The sequence below is a fragment of the Burkholderia sp. PR2 genome (assembly GCF_052372875.1).
Taxonomy (GTDB): Bacteria; Pseudomonadota; Gammaproteobacteria; order Burkholderiales; family Burkholderiaceae; genus Burkholderia; species Burkholderia diffusa.
The window spans coordinates 927,202-945,203 of the sequence record NZ_JBQRWH010000001.1; the positions used below are offsets into that span (position 1 = coordinate 927,202).

Sequence of the window (18,002 nt, forward strand, 5' to 3'; positions counted from 1 at the left end):
GGCGCTCCGGGACACCCCGCCCGGCGCGGCTGCTTGGACCTCGGGTCGATGGCAGGTCTCCTGGCTCGCGGGTCGCTATTCGCACCGGCCTTCCCGGTTTCCCAGTGGCGTGGAGTAGTGCGGATTCGCCGCTCACAGTTGCGGGGGCAGCCGCAGATTCGAGGCGCTGCCTCTTCTGCGTTCCCTTTTCATCCCGTCTCCGGGAACCATCAGCGCGCAAGCGTAATGGCGAGCGCTCCGGCGCGTCAATTGGCGAAGCGCGCAGGGATGCGAAAAAACGTCAGTGATCGCTGGATTCTTCCCAAATCCTTTCCTGCGAGACATGCGGGCCGCTTTACATCTGATGAAATGGGGCGCTGGCCGCGCGGCAATCGCGCCGGAACCGGCTCGGCGCGACACCCGTCCATCGCACGAACGCCCGCCGGAATGCTTCCTCGCCGCCGAACCCGAGATGCGCGGCGATTCGCGCGACCGGCCAGTCCGACTCGCGCAGGCAGCGCCGTGCGACGTCGGCGAGACACTGCTCGTGCAACGCGTGATAGCCGCTGCCTTCGGCAGTCAGCCGCCGTCGCAACGTCGCCTCGCTGACGCCGAGCCATCTCGCCAGTTCGGCGAGCGTGGGCAGCGCCTGCTCGCGCGCGAGCGCCGCGTCGAGAAAGCCGCGTACCTGCTGCGCCCATGACACGACGGCCGGCGCCGCATCGATCAGACGAAACGGAAAATCGACGAGGAACGTGGCCAGTTCGCCCGGCTGGCGGATCACGCGGGCATCGAGCCGCGCGGCGTCGAATGCGAAGCCATAGGTTTTGCGGCCGACGTCGACTGGCGCATTGAACAGCCCGAGCAGCGGCATCGCGTCGTCGCGGCGCTGATGGCCGAGCCAGACTTCGTCCGGCCGCAGCGGCTGCCCGATGAGCCAGCCGAACAGTTGCAGATAGCAGAACAGGCCCGTCAGGTCGACGAGGCACGCGGCCGGGCTCCGCGTGCGGCGCAGCGAATCCATCCGGAACGTCGCGCGAGCGTCACGCACCGCGAGCGACAGCGCACCGGCGCGCGGCGTCAGCATCTCGCAGAACTCGGCCGCGCAGCGGATCGCGTCGCAGAGCGTCGTGCAACTGAGCAGGCAGCGGCACATCAGGTCGACTTCCTGCTTGCGCATCGGCGGGTGGCCGTTGCCGCGCGCGACTTGCGCCTCGAGTCGCTCGATGGCGTCGCGGTACAGCGCGACGAAGCCGCCTGGCGTCGTCGACGCGACGTCAGCGGCCGACGTCGCCGGTCGTTCCACTGGCGGTGCGCCGCTGCGCGTCAACTCGTCCCGCAGGCGGTCGCCGAGGCCCGGCAGCATGCGATCGCGTGCCGGCAATGCGCGTTGTTTCATATCTCTGCCGATCTGAGCGTTGCGACAGGGGCGGGTGAGCGGGCCGGTAGGGGTTCGCCGGCCGTCGCCACGCAAGAATGTTATCCACGCCGGCCGCTTCCGGCCTCGCCGGAACGGCGTAGGCGGCCGGCATCGCATTGCGCCACGAACGAACCGAGACGACCCGCGAATGATCCAGATCGTAGACGAAATCACCCTCGCACCCGAACGCATTCCCGACGTGCTGGCGCTGCTGCGCGACCGCTATTTGCCGGGTCACGCGGCGCGCGGACTGACGGCGGCCGGCCGCTGGGTGTCGCCGCCCGTCGCGGTGCCGGGGCAGCCGAGCACGCTGTGGCTGACGTGGCAGGTTGCCGATGCGCCGGCGTACTACCGGATGCGCGCGCTGACCGACGGTGACGTCCTTGCGTTCTGGACGGCCATCGATGCGCTGTGCGACGCCCGCCGCCGCCATGTGATGACGGACGCCGATGCACTGCTGCCTGCACTGACGGAGGTCGACCATGCGGCATGACACGGCGCAGATATTCATTTCGGCGACCGACGATGCCGGCGCGGTCGAGCGTGCATTACGCGACGCCGCGCATGCGCTGCCCGGCGCGACCCGCGTTGCGCTGGCACGCAATCTGGAAGGCTGCTGGAACGCGGGCGACTACACGCTCGACGTGCTGCGCGACGAACGGGCGACCGACCACGCGCCGGGCTTCACCGCGCTGGCCCGCATACCGGGCGTCGTGCGGATCGACGGCGCCGCATGCCGGGCGATCGGCGGCGGCCTGCGCGAGCCGGCGCTGCGCGACGGCGTATGGCGCACGCTGATGTTGCGCGTGCGGCCGGAGGCCGACGAAGCCCAGGTGCGCGACCTCGAGCGCGAGTTGCTGCGCATGCCCGCGTTCATGCCCGGCATCCGCAACTGGCGGCTGAGCAGGATCGTGACGCCGGGTGCGTGGACCCACGTCTGGCAACAGGAATTCGCGCACCTCGGCGATCTGCTCGGCGAGTACCTGCTGCATCCGTATCACTGGGGCTGGGTCGACCGCCGCTTCGACGCCGAAAGCCCCGACTGGACGGTCGATGCGATCGCGCACGCGTTCTGTCCGCTCGCGTCGAGCCTGCTGGCCGACACGGCGGCGTGACGCGCGGCCGTGTCGGCCCGCCGCCATGCAAACGACAACCCTGGAGACACCACCATGCGAGCCTTGCTGATCGACCGCATCGGTCATTCCGACGCGCTGCGAATGGCCGACGTTCCGGCACCGAGGCCGGGCCCCGGCGACGTGCTGATCCGCGTCGCGTACGCGGGTGTCAATCCCGCCGACTGGAAATGTCGCGAAGGCTATCTCGGCGCGTTCATGCGGATCACGTTTCCGTTCGTGATCGGCTTCGACGCGGCCGGTGTGGTCGAGGCGGTCGGCGATGGCGTGGAAGAATTCGCGCCCGGGATGCGCGTGTTCGCGCAGACCGACGTCGGCGCGGGGCGCTGGGGCGCGTATGCGGAATACGTCGCGGTGCGGCACGACTCGGTGGTGCGCCTGCCCGACACGGTCGGCTTCGCGGAAGCGGCGGCCACGCCGACCCCCGCGCTGGCGGCGTGGGCCGGCCTGTTCGACGACGGCGGGCTGCGTGACGGGCAGACCGTGCTGGTGCACGGCGGCGCGGGCGCGGTCGGCACGTTCGCGATCCAGCTTGCCGCGCAGGCGGGCGCGCGCGTCGCGGCGACGTGCTCGGCCCGCAACCGCGCGAGCGTCGAGGCGCTCGGCGCGGCGGCGAGCATCGACTATCGCGCACAGGACATCGCCGCGGCCGTGCGGGCGTGGGCGCCCGGCGGCGTCGATCTCGTGCTCGACGCGGTCGGCGGCGCCACACTGGCCGATGCACTCGACCTGCTGGCATCGGGCGGCACGCTCGTCAACATCATGACGCTCGCGGCCGGCGACGCGGAGCGACTGGCGGCGACGGGCGCCGAAGCCGCGAAGCGCGGCCTGCGCACCGCGATGACGTACAGCCGGATGCCGAGCGGCGCCACGCTGGCAGCGATCGCGGAACGGCTCGGCCGCGGCGCGCTGCGCGTGCCGCGCTTCGAGCGCTTTCCGCTCGAACAGGCGGCGCGCGCACTCGATCTCGTTCAAACGGGCGACGCGAAAACCAAGTTCGTGTTGCACGTTGCGGATATCGCGGGCTGACGAAGAACGGCCCGCACATGACACCCCTTTTACCGGAGACATCATGACCGACACCCGAACCGCGACGCTCGCGGGCAAATGCGCGCTCGTGACCGGCGCGAGCCGCGGCATCGGCCGCGCGATCGCGCAGCGCCTCGCGTCGGAAGGCGCGACCGTCGTCGTGACGGCGCGCAGCCTCACGCAATCCGCGACGACCGCCGGCACGCTCGCCGAAACGGTCGCGCTGATCGAGCAGGCGGGCGGCCGCGCGATCGCACTGGCGGCCGACCTGTCGAACCCGGCCGAGCGCGACGCGCTCGTCGGGCGAGCGGCGAAGGCGGCCGGCGGCCTCGACATCCTCGTAAACAACGCGGGCGTGGCCGACTACGCGCGCGTCGACGCGATGCCGATGGCGATGTTCGACACGACGATCGAGCACTATCTGCGCATCCCGTTCGCGCTGAGCCAGGCAGCGATTCCGCTGATGCGCGCACGCGGCGCCGGCTGGATCGTGAACGTCGGCTCGGTCACGGCGCTCGAGCCGCTGCGGCCGTTCGACGATTTCTCGCGCGCGGGCGGCGCGACCGTCTATGCGGCGGTCAAGGCCGCGCTGTCGCGCTTCACGCAAGGGCTCGCGGCCGAACTCGAAGCCGACGGCATCGCGGTGAACCTGGTCGCGCCGAGCACCGCGATCCGCACGCCGGGCGCGGCCCGCTACATCCCCGAAGGCTACCCGACCGAGGACGTCGCGTATCTCGCGGAAACCGCGCTCGCGCTGTGCAGCCTGCCGGCAAGCGAGCGCACGGGCCTCGTCACGCACAGCCTGCATTTCCCGCTGTCGCAGGGGCTCGCGGTGCGCTCGCTCGACGGCCGCACGCCGTTGCCGCCACCCGTGATTCCCGCATACGCGCATCCGCGCATCGACCCGACAGGACATTGACATGACGACTTCGATTCGCTTCGACGGCGGTACCGCCGTGATCACCGGCGCGGCCAGCGGTATCGGCAGCGGGCTCGCGCGCCACGCCGCCGGGCTCGGCATGCGCGTGGTGCTGGCCGATCTCGACCGGGGGAAGCTCGACGCGTTCGCCGCGACGCTCGACACCGACGTGCTGTGCGTGCCGACGGACGTCAGTCGCCCTGAAGCCGTCGATGCGCTGGCCGACGCCGCATGGCAGCGCTTCGGCGGCGTCGACCTGCTGTTCAACAACGCGGGCGTGATGGCGACCGGCTTCAGCTGGGAAATCACGCCGGAACGGTTCGAGCGCAGTTTCGCGATCAACGTGCACGGCGTGATGAACGGGATCCGCAGCTTCGTGCCGCGCATGCTCGAGCGCAACGTGCCCGCGCGCATCGTCAATACGGCGTCGGTCGGCGGCTTCCTGCCGAGCCCGTTGATGTCGCCTTACTCGGCGACGAAATTCGCGGTGGTCGCGCTGACCGAATCGCTGTATGGAGAACTGAAGATGCTCGGCGCGCCGGTCGGCGTGTCGCTGCTCGCGCCGGGCCCGGTGCAGACGGGCATTTTCAACGACCCGTTCGGCGCCGCGCACGACCGGCCCGAGGTGCGGGGCTTCGTCGACACGATGCGCGCGATGCTGAACGCGCACGGGCTCACGCCCGACGCATTCGCGGCGCGGGCGTTCGACGGCATTCGCGACGGGCGTTACTGGCTGATTCCGCAGCCGGAGACGATCGACGGCGCGCTGCAGCGGCGCACCGCGGACATCCTCGCCGCGCGCGATCCGTCGCTGCCGTCGTTGTGAAGTCATGGCGCGGGCCGGCCGACCGACGCGGCCGGCTCACGCCGGGTTACATATGCGTGCCGGCGTGCGTGCGGCCGCTGGGTTCGCCGCCGCGGTCGGGTGGCGTATTGTTCTGATCGATCTTCGCGAGCACGAAGCCGGCGTGCGGCAGCGCGGCGGGCGAACGGTGGGCGGGCTGCGCGACCGGGTCGTGCGGCGAAGTGGCGGAAAAACCGGATGACGTCGCGCTCGGTTGCGCGAACGCCGTGAGGGATGCTGCCGCGAGGGCGGCGGCGACGATCGCGTGCGTGTTCATGGCGACTCCTTCTTCACGACTGACTGCGGGACAACGCATTCAGTGTAGGGCGCGAAACTTAACGCGACGTGAAGGAGCGGCGGCGTGCGGATGACGGGATGTTCATGCGGTCATCCGCGCGCCGCGACGCATCACGCGGATGCGGCGACCAGCGCGCAGAAGTTCTCGAGATCGACGTTGCCGCCGCTGATCACGATGCCGACGCGCTTGCCTTTCAGTTCGTCCTTCATCCGGCGCGCGGCCGCGAGCGACAGGCAGCCGGTCGGCTCGACGACAATCTTCATACGGGTCGCGAAGAAGCGCATGCAGTCGACCAGTTCCGCGTCGGTCGCGGTCAGGATGTCGTCGACGTCGCGCCGCAGGATCGGGAACGTCAGGTTGCCGAGGTGCTGCGTCTGCGCGCCGTCGGCGATCGTGCGCGGCGTGTCGATATGGACGATCGACCCGGACCGGAACGATTGCTGTCCGTCGTTGCCGGCTTCCGGCTCGACGCCGTACAGCTTCGCGTGCGGCGACAGCGCGCGCGTCGCGAGCGCCGTGCCCGACAGCAGGCCGCCGCCACCGAGCGGCGTGAACACCGCGTCGAGCGGCCCGACCTCGTCGAACAGTTCCTTCGCCGCCGTCCCCTGGCCCGCGATCACGTCCGCGTGGTCGTACGGCGGCACCAGCGTGAGCCCGTGCTGCTCCGCGAGCGCGCGGCCGATCTGCTCGCGGTCCTCGGTATAGCGGTCGTAGGTCACGACGTTGCCGCCGTAGCCGCGCGTCGCGGCCATCTTCGCGGCCGGCGCGTCCTGCGGCATCACGATCGTCGCCGGGATGCCGAGGATGCGCGCCGACAGCGCGATCGCCTGTGCATGGTTGCCGGACGAGAACGCGACGACGCCGTTGCGTCGCTGCGTCGCGTCGAAGCGCGACAGCGCGTTGAACGCGCCGCGGAACTTGAACGCGCCCATGCGCTGCAGGTTTTCGCACTTGAAGAACACCTGCGCGCCGAGCGCTTCGTCGATCGTTCGCGACGTCATCACGGGCGTGCGGTGCGCGTGGCCGTCGAGCCGTGCCGCGGCGGCCGCGACGTCGTCGTAGGTGGGGAGGGTCGGAGTGTTCATGAGTCGCTCGTCGGAAGAGTCGGTCAACAGGTCAGCGGGGCGCATCCGCCTCACGCATCATTTCGCATCGTTGTATACGGTGGCGCGCGACACGCCGAGATGCTGCGACACGATTTCCATCGCGCGGCGCACCTCGAGGAAGCCGTCGGCCTTCAGCGTCTGCATCAGCTCGCGGCGCTGGTCGGTCTTCAGTTCGCGCGGCGTGGTCGCGAGGCGCGTCGCGAACGCGTCGATGCGCTGCCGGATCGCGTCCGCGCCGGCCGGGTCGAGCGTCTCGGCGACCGGCGCGCCTTCGGTGCTGCAGAACTGGTTCAGCATCCCCTGGAAACCGCGGAACAGTGTGACGTCCGCGTTCAGGCACAGCGCGGCCACATAGCGGCCGTTCGAATCCTTGATGCCGATCGACGTGCTTTTCGCCGTGCGGCCGTCGGCGAAGCGGTTCGCGTAGTTGGCGAGCACCTGCGGGAAGTCGTCGTCGTCGATGCGGGCGAGCCCGAGTTCGGTCGCCGGATCGCCGATCGCGCGGCCCGACAGGTTGTTATGGATCGCGAGGATCGCGTGCCTCGGCGTGCGCAGGTCGTGCACGACGACTTCGGTGAACGGCGCGAACATCGCGCCGAGCCCTTCGGCGATGCGCAGCACCTGCTCGATCAGCGACGCCTGTTCCGACTGCGGCTGGGAGCGGGGCGTGGTCATGGTTTGGCCTCGAGCGCGGGCGCGTCGGTCGTTTCCGGCCGCGTGATGTCGGCCAGCAGCGGGCGGGCGATCCGCACGTAGTCGGACGCGTCGAGCACGACCGAGCGGTCGAGGCGGCCCGCGTTGAACGCGATTTCGTCGTTGAGTTCGATCAGTGCGGGGTCGACGACGAGCGTCACGTTCGCGTCGAACACGAACGGCGGCACGGCGCCCATCACGCAGCGCGTGACCGTGGCGGCAAGTTCGGGCGGCGCGAGCGTCGCCTTGCGGCGGCCGACCGCGTCGGCGACCTTGCGAAAATCGATCTTCAGATGGCCGGGGATGACCGCGAGCGCGGTGACGTCGCCGCCGTCCTTGAACGAGCAGAGCATCGCCTTCGCGCCCTGTTCGGGACGCGTGCCGCGAATCGCGGCGATCACGTCGGATTTGCCTTCGGCCGGGTGATCCAGCACGCGGAACCGCGCGCCGGAGGTGTTCAGCAGCTCGCACAGCGCGTCAAAAACGGGATAGTCGCTCATGTCGATCCGGGCAGGAGGGGGGCATCACGGTACGCGGGGGACGGCGTGCCTCGGCTTGCCGTCGATGAATTGTCCAAGTATAGACGTTTTGTCATGTGCATGGCAAAGCCCCGAAACAGGGATCGCCATGTTTGTCCTCCCACCAACTGCCGAAAGGCCGTTTCATATCGCGGAATGCGCGCGGAATTCCCGCCGCGCCGCCGTCCCGCCGCTTGAAAACCGGTTTTGCATCGCAAAATGCACTGCTTATCTCATTGAAAAACAAGCAAAATTTATATCTTATGTCTTATATAAGACTTCGCCGAAAGCGCATCGGGCGGCGTTACTATTGAGTCCATGCAGTTCGCTTCGTCATACGGAGCGGGCAAGCTGAACCCTTTACTCAAATGCGCTTCGTTCCCAGGAGATTGACATGTCCCAATATCAAGACGACATCAAGGCAGTGGCTGGCTTGAAGGAAAACCACGGCAGCGCGTGGAATGCCATCAATCCCGAGTATGCCGCCCGCATGCGTGCCCAGAACAAGTTCAAGACGGGCCTCGACATCGCGAAGTACACCGCGAAGATCATGCGCGCCGACATGGCCGCGTACGATGCCGATCCGTCCAAGTACACGCAGTCGCTGGGTTGCTGGCACGGCTTCATCGGCCAGCAGAAGATGATCTCGATCAAGAAGCACTTCAACAGCACCGAACGCCGCTACCTGTACCTGTCGGGCTGGATGGTCGCCGCGCTGCGCTCGGAGTTCGGCCCGCTGCCGGACCAGTCGATGCACGAAAAGACGTCGGTCAGCGCGCTGATCCGCGAGCTGTACACGTTCCTGCGCCAGGCCGACGCACGTGAACTCGGCGGCCTGTTCCGCGAGCTGGATGCTGCCAAGGACGCCGCTGCCAAGGCCGCCATCCAGGAAAAGATCGACAACCACGTGACGCACGTCGTGCCGATCATCGCCGACATCGACGCCGGCTTCGGCAACGCCGAAGCAACGTACCTGCTGGCCAAGCAGTTCATCGAAGCGGGCGCGTGCTGCATCCAGATCGAAAACCAGGTGTCCGACGAGAAGCAGTGCGGCCACCAGGACGGCAAGGTCACCGTGCCGCACGAGGACTTCCTCGCGAAGATCCGCGCGATCCGCTACGCGTTCCTGGAACTGGGCGTGGACGACGGCATCATCGTCGCCCGTACCGACTCGCTCGGCGCCGGCCTGACCAAGCAGATCGCCGTGACGAACGAGCCGGGCGACCTGGGCGACCAGTACAACGCGTTCCTCGACTGCGAAGAGCTGTCGGCCGACCAGCTGGGCAACGGTGACGTCGTCATCAAGCGCGACGGCAAGCTGCTGCGTCCGAAGCGTCTGCCGAGCAACCTGTTCCAGTTCCGCGCCGGCACGGGCGAAGCGCGTTGCGTGCTCGACTGCATCACGTCGCTGCAGAACGGCGCCGACCTGCTGTGGATCGAAACCGAAAAACCGCACATCGCGCAGATCGGCGGCATGGTCAGCGAAATCCGCAAGGTCATCCCGAACGCGAAGCTGGTGTACAACAACAGCCCGTCGTTCAACTGGACGCTGAACTTCCGTCAGCAGGTGTACGACGCGATGAAGGCAGAGGGCAAGGACGTGTCGGCATACGACCGTGCGCAGTTGATGAGCGTCGAGTACGACGAGACCGAACTGGCCAAGCTCGCCGACGAGAAGATCCGTACGTTCCAGGCCGATGCATCGCGTGAAGCAGGCATCTTCCACCACCTGATCACGCTGCCGACGTACCACACGGCCGCGCTGTCGACCGACAACCTCGCGAAGGAATACTTCGGCGAACAGGGCATGCTCGGTTACGTGGCGGGCGTGCAGCGCAAGGAAATCCGTCAGGGCATCGCGTGTGTCAAGCACCAGAACATGTCCGGCTCGGATATCGGCGACGACCACAAGGAATACTTCAGCGGCGACGCAGCGCTGAAGGCAGCGGGCAAGGACAACACGATGAACCAGTTCTCGTAATCGTCATACCCGCGGCACGACGCCAACCCGTTCATGACGGGTTGGCGTTTTTTTTATCCGCGCACGGCCTTCACGACGTATTGGCTCGTCGGCACCACGTCGATCTTGTCGAAATCGATGAAGCGTCCGCAGCTGTCCATCATCTCCGCGACGTTGCGCTGGAATTTCTCCTCGTCGCCGACTGCATCGAAGAACGCGTACGGATCGGTCATCGCGGCGGCCGGGAAGCATTCCTCGACGATCGCGTCGTAGCGGGGCGCCGCATGCGTGAGCGCGCGCACGACCACGTTCTGCACGTACAGGAAGTTGTCCTGCGTGTCGATCGCGACGCGCGTGTGATGGCCGTGCCATACGTCGAGCCATGCTTCATGCGTGAGGCGCGGCGGGCGCTTCAGGAACGCGAGCTGCGAGAAGCCGCTCGTGCGCTCGCCGGGCCGCGCCGGAAAGCGCGTGTTCGGAATCGGCTGCGATTCCGTGACGAGATACGCGGCCATGTGCGGGACGATCGCGCGCACCGCGTCGTCGAACGGCTGGCGGAACATCGGGTTCGCGCTGTCGATCCACACCGCGACGATGCCGTCGATGCCCGGGTGCGTGTTGGTCTGCTTCAGGCCGGCGGCCGGCGCGACATCGGCGTCGGCAACGTTGACCTGCACGCCGTGCGCGCCTAGCGACAGCAGCTTGTCGGCGAGCTGCGCGCGCGCGCTGCGGCTCCATTGTTCGGGCGCGGCCTGCGCATCGCGCCACAATACATAAATGACTTTCTCCATTGCTCCGGCTCCAAAGGGGATGACGAGGTCGGCGGCGCTGCCGCCGGGTTTCAGGAAGCGTTGACGGCCGGATCGGTCGAACCGGCCGCGTCCTGCGCGCCCGGTGCGAAGCGGTTGGCGGTCAGCGTGAACGACGGCGGAATCGGCGACGTGACGGTTTCGAACAGGCGCTCGTGACGCGTCGCGTGAATACGCCACACGCCGTCGCGCTTCACGTACTGGTCGTCGTAGAACGCGGTGCCGTGCAGCAGGTAGTTGTCCTCTAGATTGATCGCATGATCCTCGAGAAACCACACGCCGCACGCATGATCGGCGGACACCAGCGTGAGCTCGGGGTGGTGGCCGTGATGCATCGTCAGGAAGGTCGGCTTGCCGAGCAGTTCGCGCAGGCTGGACACGAATGCGTCGCGGCCGTCGTACGCATAGTGGCCGCCGTACAGGCGCGCCTCGCAGTCCTCGGTCAGGCATTGCGCGAGCAGCGACCAGTCGTGTGTATCGACCGCGCGGAAATACCGGTACTTCAGCTGGCGGATCTGCTCGTACTCGTGGAGCGTGCGGGTCGTCTCGTCCATCGCCGTGTCTCGTGGTGGTGTCATCCGATGGTAGGAATGAAGCCGCCTGCGTCACATCGTCTGTTCGGACGAACGCCGCGGGAGCTGCGTTCAAGTTCGCCGATACGCGACATCGGGGTTCATCCAAACAGGTGATGGCCGGCCTCCCGTGCGCCTGTAACGTGGCGTCGACGCGGCTTCGATCCGCGCACACGAGACCAAGGAGACGGCATGACCCCGATCGAACGAATGGAAGCGCGCGTGCGCAGGCTGGAGGACGCCGACGCGATCCGCCGCCTGAAGGCGCGCTACTTCACGTGCTGCGACCGGAAGGATCCGCAGGGGATGCGCGACTGCTTCGCGCCCGGCGCGGTGCACATCGACTACGGCCGAATCGGTACGTTCGACCACCGCGATGCGCTCGTCGACGTGTTCGAGCGGCTCGGCTGCCATCCGCACATCGTCGAGATGCACCACGGCGTGAATCCCGACATCACCGTGCTCGACGACACGCATGCGCGCGGCACGTGGGGCCTGCATTACCAGATGCTCGACACCAACGCGCGCACGCTCACGCAGCTCGGCGCGACCTACGACGACGAATACCGGAAGGTCGACGGCGAATGGAAGATCGCGGCCACCCGCTGCGTCGTCACGTCGACGTTGTCCGCCCGCTATGACGGCGATGCGCCGGGCGTGCTGTTCGCCGGCGCGCAGCCGCCTGCCGCGTGACGACGCGCACGACCCACTCAGGTTGAAAACATTCCCCAGGAGACATCGAACATGGCACAGAACAACGAGGCGCCCGTCGCCGTCGTGACGGGCGCGTCGCGCGGTGCCGGCAAGGGCATCGCGCGCGCGCTCGGCGCGGCCGGTATGACGGTCTATGTGACGGGGCGCTCGCAGAACGAAGGCGACGCGCCGCTGCCCGGCACGATCCACGAAACCGCGCGCGAAATCGACGCGCTCGGCGGCCGCGGGATCGCCGTCGCGTGCGACCACTCGGACGACGCACAAGTGAAGGCGCTGTTCGAGCGCGTCGAACGCGACAGCGGGCGACTCGACATCCTCGTCAACAATGCGACCTATCTGCACGACCAGCTGATCCTGCCAGGTCCGTTCTGGGAGAAGTCGCTCGACCTCGTGAACATCCTCGACGTCGGGCTGCGCTCGGCGTACGTCGCGAGCTGGCACGCCGCGCCGCTGATGGCGAAGCGCCGCAGCGGGCTGATCGCGTTCACGTCGTCGTTCGGCGCGAGCTGCTACATGCACGGCGCCGCGTACGGCGCGCAGAAGTCCGGCGTCGACAAGTTCGCGAAGGACATGGCCGTCGACCTGAAACCGTTCGACGTCGCGGCCGTGTCGATCTGGATGGGGCCGCTGCGAACCGAACGCACGACGCGCGTGTGGGACGAGCATCCGGACCTCTACAAGGAGTTCTCGCTCGTCGCCGAAAGCCCGGAATTCACCGGCCGCGTGATCCATGCGATCCACGCCGATCCGCAGCGCATGGCGTTGTCGGGGCAGGTGCTGGTCGGCGCGGAAGCCGCGCTGCAGTATGGCATCGCGGATCTCGACGGCAAGCAGCCGCCGTCGTATCGCGAACTGCTTGGCGGGCCCGTGCAGGCTCATCCGGCGATCGTCGCTTAAGGAGCGCACATGGGCATCCTCGAAGGCAAGGTCGCGCTCGTGACGGGCGCGGGGCAGGGCGTCGGGCAAGGCATTGCGCACGCGCTCGCGGGCGAAGGCGCGCAGGTGGCCGTGGTCGGCCGCACGCGCGACAAGCTGGTCGCGACTTGCGATGCGATCCGCGCGCGCGGCGGTATCGCGGAGCCGTTCATGTGCGACGTGATGGACGCCGCGCAGATCGCGCGGTGCGTAGATGCCGTCGTCGAGCGGTTTCGCGGCGTGCAGATCCTGATCAACAACGCGCAGGTCGTGCCGCTCGGCCGCCTGCTCGACGTGACCGACACGGATTTTCTCGCGGGCCTCGAGTCGGGGCCGATCGCGACGCTGCGAATGATGCGCGCGTGCCATCCGCATCTGAAGGGGGATGGCGTGATCGTCAATTTCGCGTCGTCGGCCGCGGTGCGCTGGGACGCGTCGGGCTATGGGGCCTACGCGGCGACCAAGGAAGCGATTCGCGCGCTCACGCGTGCTGCCGCATGCGAATGGGGCGCCGACGGCATTCGCGTGAACGCGGTCGCGCCGCATGCACTGTCGCCGGGGCTGAAGGGCTGGATCGACGCGAACCCGGACGAAGCGGCGGCGTTCTTCCGCACGATCCCGCTCGGCCGCGTGGGCGACTGCGAACAGGACATCGGGCGCGCGATCGTGTTTCTCGCGAGCCGCGATGCCGCGTACCTGACGGGCGCCACCCTGCCGCTCGACGGCGGGCAGGCGTATTGGGGCTGACGGCGAACGCGACGCACATCAAGGGCCGGCGCCGATGCGCGTCGCAGCGCGTCGCGGTCGGCAAACGGGAATCGGAAAGCATCGAGGAGAAAACGACATGGGTCGACTGGAAGGGAAGGTGGCGATCGTCACGGGCGGCGCGCGCGGGATGGGCGCCGCGACATGCAGGCTGTTCGTCGCGGAGGGCGCGCGCATCGTGATCGGTGACGTGCTCGACGCGGAAGGCGAGGCGCTGGCGCGCGAACTCGGCGACGCGGCACGCTTCATGCGGCTCGACGTGAGCGACGAACAGAACTGGGCGCGCGTCGCCGATGCGACCGTGGAGCAGTTCGGCCGCATCGACGTGCTCGTGAACAACGCGGCCGTGCTGATGTTCGGTGCGATCACCGAATTGTCGAAACGTGATTTCGAGCGCGCGGTATCGGTCAATCTCGTCGGCACGTTCGTCGGCATCCGCACGATCGCGCCGCGCATGATCGCGCAGAAGAGCGGGTCGATCGTCAACATCTCGTCCGTGGACGGCCTGCGCGGCGTGAACGCGCTGGCCGCCTACGTATCGAGCAAATGGGGCGTGCGCGGGTTGACGAAGGTGGCGGCGCTCGAACTCGGCCACCAGGGCGTGCGCGTGAATTCGATTCATCCCGGTGGCGTCAACACCGCAATGTCGAACCCGGCCGGCGCGCCGCTCGACGAGATCAACAAGCACTACACGCACGTGCCGCTGCAGCGCGTCGGCTTGCCTGACGAAATCGCGCGTGCGACGCTGTTTCTCGCGAGCGACGAAGCGTCGTACTGCAACGGCGCCGAACTGTCCGTCGACGGCGGGATGGCGGCAGGCGCGTATTACCCCGGATTGCCGGGCGCGCCGTTTTGAGCGGTAACGCACACAACGCATGCGCGATGGATGTTTGTGTACGCAACCTAATTCAGGGTTTGCCTGAGTAGCGAAAACGCGAATCTGCGCCGCGACATGTTCGCGTGCATCGCATGCGCGCATATCGCGCGATTTTTCCGTTTTCGCGAAACCCTTGCAGGACGGATGTTCCAGCCGTTTCGTCCCCAAAGCTCACGCGTCGGCGCAGTAAAAAGGACATGCCGGCAAGCGGCATGCCGGCGCGTCGTCACAGTTGTTTCTTGTTGCAACGCAACGCCCGCCCAATAACGGCGATGGTATGCTGGCCGGCATGGAGTTGTACGGCAGGTTGCTTGCATGGCGAAACTCGCGTTCGCACGCTCATACGAGACATCACATTCTCTCGCCCGCATCGCGGCATCGACACGCGCTCCGCTCGCGTGTGCCGCCTTGCGCGTCGCTGCATCCTGCGCTCCGACCGCATTCCCCATCTCGCGGGCTCGTCCCGCATCCCCCATCCCCGCCCAATAGTCTGGAGACATTCCCATGTCGCAAAACAACCTGGCCGAAGCGACGCACGGCCCGCTGATCGCTCCCCCGGCATTCGTCAAGCATCGCAAACTGATCGACTGGGTGTCGCGTATCGCGGCGCTCACGGAGCCCGATCGCGTCGTCTGGTGCGACGGCTCGCAGGAAGAGAACGACGCGCTGTGCCAGGCGATGGTCGACCAGGGCACGCTCAAGCGCCTGAACCCGGCGAAGCGCCCGAATTCGTATCTCGCGCAGTCCGATCCGTCCGACGTCGCGCGCGTCGAGGACCGCACCTTCATCTGCACCGAATCGCCCGACGACGTCGGCCCGACCAACAACTGGATCGCGCCGGAAGAAATGCGCGAGACGCTGAACGGTCTGTTCCGCGGGTCGATGCGCGGCCGCACGCTGTACGTCGTGCCGTTCTCGATGGGCCCGCTCGGCTCGCCGATCGCGCACGTCGGCGTCGAGTTGTCCGACAGCCCGTACGTGGCCGCGAACATGCGGATCATGACGCGCATGGGCCGCGACGTCTATGACGTGCTCGGCGAGGACGGCGAATTCGTGCCGTGCGTGCACAGCGTCGGCCATCCGCTCGAAGCAGGCCAGAAGGACGTGCCGTGGCCGTGCAACCCGGTCAAGTACATCGTGCATTTCCCCGACACACGCGAGATCTGGAGCTTCGGCTCGGGCTACGGCGGCAACGCGCTGCTCGGCAAGAAGTGTTTCGCGCTGCGCATCGCGTCGACGATGGGCCGCGACCAGGGCTGGCTCGCCGAACACATGCTGATCCTCGGCGTGACGTCGCCGGCCGGCAAGAAGTATCACGTCGCGGCGGCGTTCCCGTCCGCGTGCGGCAAGACCAACTTCGCGATGCTCATCCCGCCGCGGGGTTTCGACGGCTGGAAGGTCACGACGATCGGCGACGACATCGCATGGCTGAAGCCGGGCCGCGACGGGCGCCTGTATGCGATCAACCCGGAAGCCGGCTTCTTCGGCGTCGCGCCGGGCACGGGCGTGAAAACCAACCCGAACGCGATCTCGACGCTGAAGGAAAACGTGATCTTCACGAACGTCGCGCTGACGGAAGACGGCGACGTGTGGTGGGAAGGCCTGACCGACACGCCGCCCGCGAAGCTGACCGACTGGCAGGGCAACCCGTGGACGCCGGAGATCGGAAAGGAAACCGGCCGCAAGGCCGCACACCCGAACTCGCGCTTCACGGCGCCGGCATCGCAATGCCCGTCGATCGACGCGGACTGGGAAGACCCGGCCGGCGTGCCGATCGACGCGTTCATCTTCGGCGGCCGGCGCTCGACGACCGTGCCGCTCGTGACCGAGGCGCGCGACTGGATCGAAGGCGTGTACATGGCCGCGACGATGGGCTCGGAGACGACCGCCGCGGCAGCCGGCCAGCAGGGCGTCGTGCGCCGCGACCCGTTCGCGATGCTGCCGTTCTGCGGCTACAACATGAGCGATTATTTCGCGCACTGGCTGAAGATCGGCAAGCAGATCGAAGGTGCCGGCGCGCCGCTGCCGAAGATCTACTGCGTGAACTGGTTCCGCAAGGATGCGAACGGCAAGTTCGTGTGGCCGGGCTTCGGCGAGAACATGCGCGTGCTGAAGTGGATGCTCGATCGCCTCGAGGGTAACGGCGGCGGCGGGGAACATGCGTTCGGCGTGTCGCCGGCCTATGACGACCTGCACTGGAACGGGCTCGACTTCACGCGCGAGCAGTTCGAGGCGGTGACGTCGATGAACGCCGACGAATGGCGCGAGGAGCTGAAGCTGCATGCGGCGCTGTTCGACACGCTGAAGCTGCGTTTGCCCACCGAGCTGACCGACACGATGAAGAAGATCGAACAGCGCATCGGCGGCTGACGATCCGAATCGAAGTAACGAAGTAACGACGTGGTGGCATGAACGTCCCGCCGCCGGCATGCATCGCCGGCGGGGGGACGTTTTTGTTTCTGCTTCGTTTCAGCGTGGCGCGTGTTGCGCCGGCAGTGCGCTCATGCGCCGCATTGCGCGACCACTTCGTTCACCGCGCGCTGCACGTCGCCGCGCCGGTAGCGCAGCAGCGCGATATCGGCCGGATCGGGTTCGTACGACACGACGTTGCCGCGCCCCGTATAGATCGCCATATCGGGCAGCAGCGGATGCTCCTGGTCGAGCGACGGCACCGGCTGCGGATTGCCCGCCGCGCGGAAGAAGGCCGCGAAATAGTCGGCGAAGCTCAGGTTCTCGTCGCCGACGAGATAGGCCTTGCCGGATGCGCCGCGTTGCAGCGCGCCCCAGATCGCTTCCGACAGCGACTGCGTCGAGATGAAGTTGCTGCCGCCGGCCGGCCCGTACACCGGCAGGCCGGCGAGCTTGCCCTGCGCATAGCCCGTGTACGCGGCGAACATCTCGTTGCGCAGCCCCGGCACCGACCCGACGACGAACGGCGCATTGACGCTGCACACCGCGAACGACGGCGACGCGAGCGCGCGCACGCGTTCGTCCGCGAGATGGCGCGAGCGCACGTACGGCACCGTGTCGACGAGTGCCGGCGCGACCTGCGGATAGAAGCTGCCGACCAGCACCGCGCGCTTCACGCCCGCGTCGCGCGCGAGCGCGAAGAAGCGCGGTACCGCGTCGACGTTCGCGCGTTCCCAGTGCGCGGCTTCGTCGGTGCCGGGCGGCAGGTGGCGAATGTCGTTGCCTGCCGCGAACACGACCGCGTCGAACGGTGCGAGATCGTCACGCGTGAAGTTGCCGGCCACGTAGTCGCGCAACAGCACGTCGAATTGCGCGAGCGCGCTGCCAGGTGCGGGCGGCTTGCGGGCGGCGAGCGTCACGTCGTTGCCTTGCGCGTGCAGATGCAGCGCGGCGTGGCCGCCGATGAGGCCGGTGCCGCCGATGATCAGGATGTTCATGGTGTCTCCGAGGGCGGCGCAGGCGCGCCGCATGAATTGAACCG

19 protein-coding genes and 1 riboswitch are annotated in these 18,002 nt (G+C 67.7%); of the genes, 11 read left to right on the forward strand and 8 right to left on the reverse strand.

Going from position 1 to position 18,002, the window contains the following annotated elements:
* Window positions 1-33: 33 nt before the first annotated feature.
* Window positions 34-226, reverse strand: a riboswitch (cobalamin riboswitch).
* A gap of 108 nt (window positions 227-334) precedes the next feature.
* Window positions 335-1,378 (reverse strand): helix-turn-helix domain-containing protein, encoded by a 1,044-nt coding sequence (locus tag ACT2FV_RS04180; RefSeq protein WP_444503282.1) that lies wholly within the window; start codon window positions 1,376-1,378, stop codon window positions 335-337.
* 169 nt (window positions 1,379-1,547) lie between these two features.
* Between ACT2FV_RS04180 and ACT2FV_RS04185 the strand changes: the two genes are divergently transcribed.
* The 5 genes from ACT2FV_RS04185 to ACT2FV_RS04205 are packed head-to-tail and all read left to right on the forward strand — an operon-like array spanning window position 1,548 to window position 5,306.
* Entirely contained in the window at window positions 1,548-1,892 is a 345-nt protein-coding gene (locus ACT2FV_RS04185; protein WP_444503283.1) for a hypothetical protein, read from the forward strand.
* Window positions 1,882-2,514: a Dabb family protein gene (locus tag ACT2FV_RS04190; protein ID WP_444503284.1), complete on the forward strand. Its 633-nt coding sequence runs from the start codon at window positions 1,882-1,884 to the stop codon at window positions 2,512-2,514. The genes ACT2FV_RS04185 and ACT2FV_RS04190 overlap by 11 nt, the downstream gene beginning before the upstream one ends.
* A 54-nt stretch (window positions 2,515-2,568) precedes the next feature.
* Window positions 2,569-3,561, forward strand: coding sequence for an NADP-dependent oxidoreductase (locus ACT2FV_RS04195; protein WP_444503285.1), 993 nt, complete (start codon window positions 2,569-2,571; stop codon window positions 3,559-3,561).
* A 43-nt stretch (window positions 3,562-3,604) separates the two neighbouring features.
* On the forward strand, window positions 3,605-4,480 hold the full coding sequence (locus ACT2FV_RS04200) for an SDR family NAD(P)-dependent oxidoreductase (RefSeq protein WP_444503286.1): 876 nt from the start codon (window positions 3,605-3,607) through the stop codon (window positions 4,478-4,480).
* A gap of 1 nt (window position 4,481) precedes the next feature.
* Window positions 4,482-5,306 carry an SDR family NAD(P)-dependent oxidoreductase gene (locus ACT2FV_RS04205; protein WP_444503287.1) on the forward strand — a complete coding sequence of 275 codons (825 nt, stop codon included), beginning with the start codon at window positions 4,482-4,484 and terminating at the stop codon, window positions 5,304-5,306.
* A 46-nt stretch (window positions 5,307-5,352) separates the two neighbouring features.
* Here the strand turns inward: ACT2FV_RS04205 and ACT2FV_RS04210 are convergent, their stop codons facing one another.
* The 4 genes from ACT2FV_RS04210 to ACT2FV_RS04225 all read right to left on the reverse strand — a co-directional run bounded on the left by ACT2FV_RS04210 (window position 5,353) and on the right by ACT2FV_RS04225 (window position 7,921).
* Window positions 5,353-5,601 carry a hypothetical protein gene (locus ACT2FV_RS04210; RefSeq protein WP_444503288.1) on the reverse strand — a complete coding sequence of 83 codons (249 nt, stop codon included), beginning with the start codon at window positions 5,599-5,601 and terminating at the stop codon, window positions 5,353-5,355.
* A 131-nt stretch (window positions 5,602-5,732) separates the two neighbouring features.
* On the reverse strand, window positions 5,733-6,707 hold the full coding sequence (locus tag ACT2FV_RS04215; protein ID WP_059450359.1) for a threo-3-hydroxy-L-aspartate ammonia-lyase: 975 nt from the start codon (window positions 6,705-6,707) through the stop codon (window positions 5,733-5,735).
* A 57-nt stretch (window positions 6,708-6,764) separates the two neighbouring features.
* Window positions 6,765-7,403, reverse strand: a complete 639-nt coding sequence (locus ACT2FV_RS04220; RefSeq protein WP_444503289.1) for a helix-turn-helix transcriptional regulator — start codon at window positions 7,401-7,403, stop codon at window positions 6,765-6,767.
* The gene (locus ACT2FV_RS04225) at window positions 7,400-7,921 is read right to left on the reverse strand and encodes a YbaK/prolyl-tRNA synthetase associated domain-containing protein (RefSeq protein ID WP_124900874.1); all 522 of its coding nucleotides are present in this window, start codon (window positions 7,919-7,921) and stop codon (window positions 7,400-7,402) included. Before ACT2FV_RS04225 ends, ACT2FV_RS04220 begins: the two co-directional genes overlap by 4 nt.
* A gap of 412 nt (window positions 7,922-8,333) precedes the next feature.
* Here ACT2FV_RS04225 and ACT2FV_RS04230 point away from each other — a divergent pair, with 412 nt between their 5' ends.
* Entirely contained in the window at window positions 8,334-9,920 is a 1,587-nt protein-coding gene (locus tag ACT2FV_RS04230) for an isocitrate lyase (RefSeq protein WP_444503290.1), read from the forward strand.
* Between the two features lie 53 nt (window positions 9,921-9,973).
* On the opposite strand, the gene ACT2FV_RS04235 is transcribed toward ACT2FV_RS04230, so the two are convergent.
* Both ACT2FV_RS04235 and ACT2FV_RS04240 read right to left on the reverse strand, forming a co-directional pair.
* Window positions 9,974-10,690 carry an EthD domain-containing protein gene (locus ACT2FV_RS04235; RefSeq protein WP_444503291.1) on the reverse strand — a complete coding sequence of 239 codons (717 nt, stop codon included), beginning with the start codon at window positions 10,688-10,690 and terminating at the stop codon, window positions 9,974-9,976.
* 50 nt (window positions 10,691-10,740) lie between these two features.
* Window positions 10,741-11,262 carry a nuclear transport factor 2 family protein gene (locus tag ACT2FV_RS04240; RefSeq protein ID WP_151051029.1) on the reverse strand — a complete coding sequence of 174 codons (522 nt, stop codon included), beginning with the start codon at window positions 11,260-11,262 and terminating at the stop codon, window positions 10,741-10,743.
* 210 nt (window positions 11,263-11,472) lie between these two features.
* On the opposite strand from ACT2FV_RS04240, the gene ACT2FV_RS04245 reads away from it, so the two are divergent.
* The 5 genes from ACT2FV_RS04245 to ACT2FV_RS04265 all read left to right on the forward strand — a co-directional run bounded on the left by ACT2FV_RS04245 (window position 11,473) and on the right by ACT2FV_RS04265 (window position 16,921).
* A complete protein-coding gene (locus ACT2FV_RS04245) occupies window positions 11,473-11,973 on the forward strand; it encodes a nuclear transport factor 2 family protein (protein WP_059600491.1) in 501 nt (166 codons plus the stop codon).
* A gap of 51 nt (window positions 11,974-12,024) precedes the next feature.
* Entirely contained in the window at window positions 12,025-12,891 is an 867-nt protein-coding gene (locus ACT2FV_RS04250) for an SDR family NAD(P)-dependent oxidoreductase (protein ID WP_124900871.1), read from the forward strand.
* Between the two features lie 9 nt (window positions 12,892-12,900).
* Complete coding sequence (locus ACT2FV_RS04255) at window positions 12,901-13,656, forward strand: SDR family NAD(P)-dependent oxidoreductase (RefSeq protein WP_174911706.1); 756 nt, start codon at window positions 12,901-12,903, stop codon at window positions 13,654-13,656.
* Between the two features lie 97 nt (window positions 13,657-13,753).
* Window positions 13,754-14,530: a glucose 1-dehydrogenase gene (locus ACT2FV_RS04260; RefSeq protein WP_444503292.1), complete on the forward strand. Its 777-nt coding sequence runs from the start codon at window positions 13,754-13,756 to the stop codon at window positions 14,528-14,530.
* A gap of 525 nt (window positions 14,531-15,055) precedes the next feature.
* Entirely contained in the window at window positions 15,056-16,921 is a 1,866-nt protein-coding gene (locus tag ACT2FV_RS04265) for a phosphoenolpyruvate carboxykinase (GTP) (RefSeq protein ID WP_444503293.1), read from the forward strand.
* Window positions 16,922-17,052: 131 nt separating this feature from the next.
* On the opposite strand, the gene ACT2FV_RS04270 is transcribed toward ACT2FV_RS04265, so the two are convergent.
* Entirely contained in the window at window positions 17,053-17,958 is a 906-nt protein-coding gene (locus ACT2FV_RS04270) for an NAD-dependent epimerase/dehydratase family protein (protein WP_444503294.1), read from the reverse strand.
* Window positions 17,959-18,002: the final 44 nt, after the last annotated feature.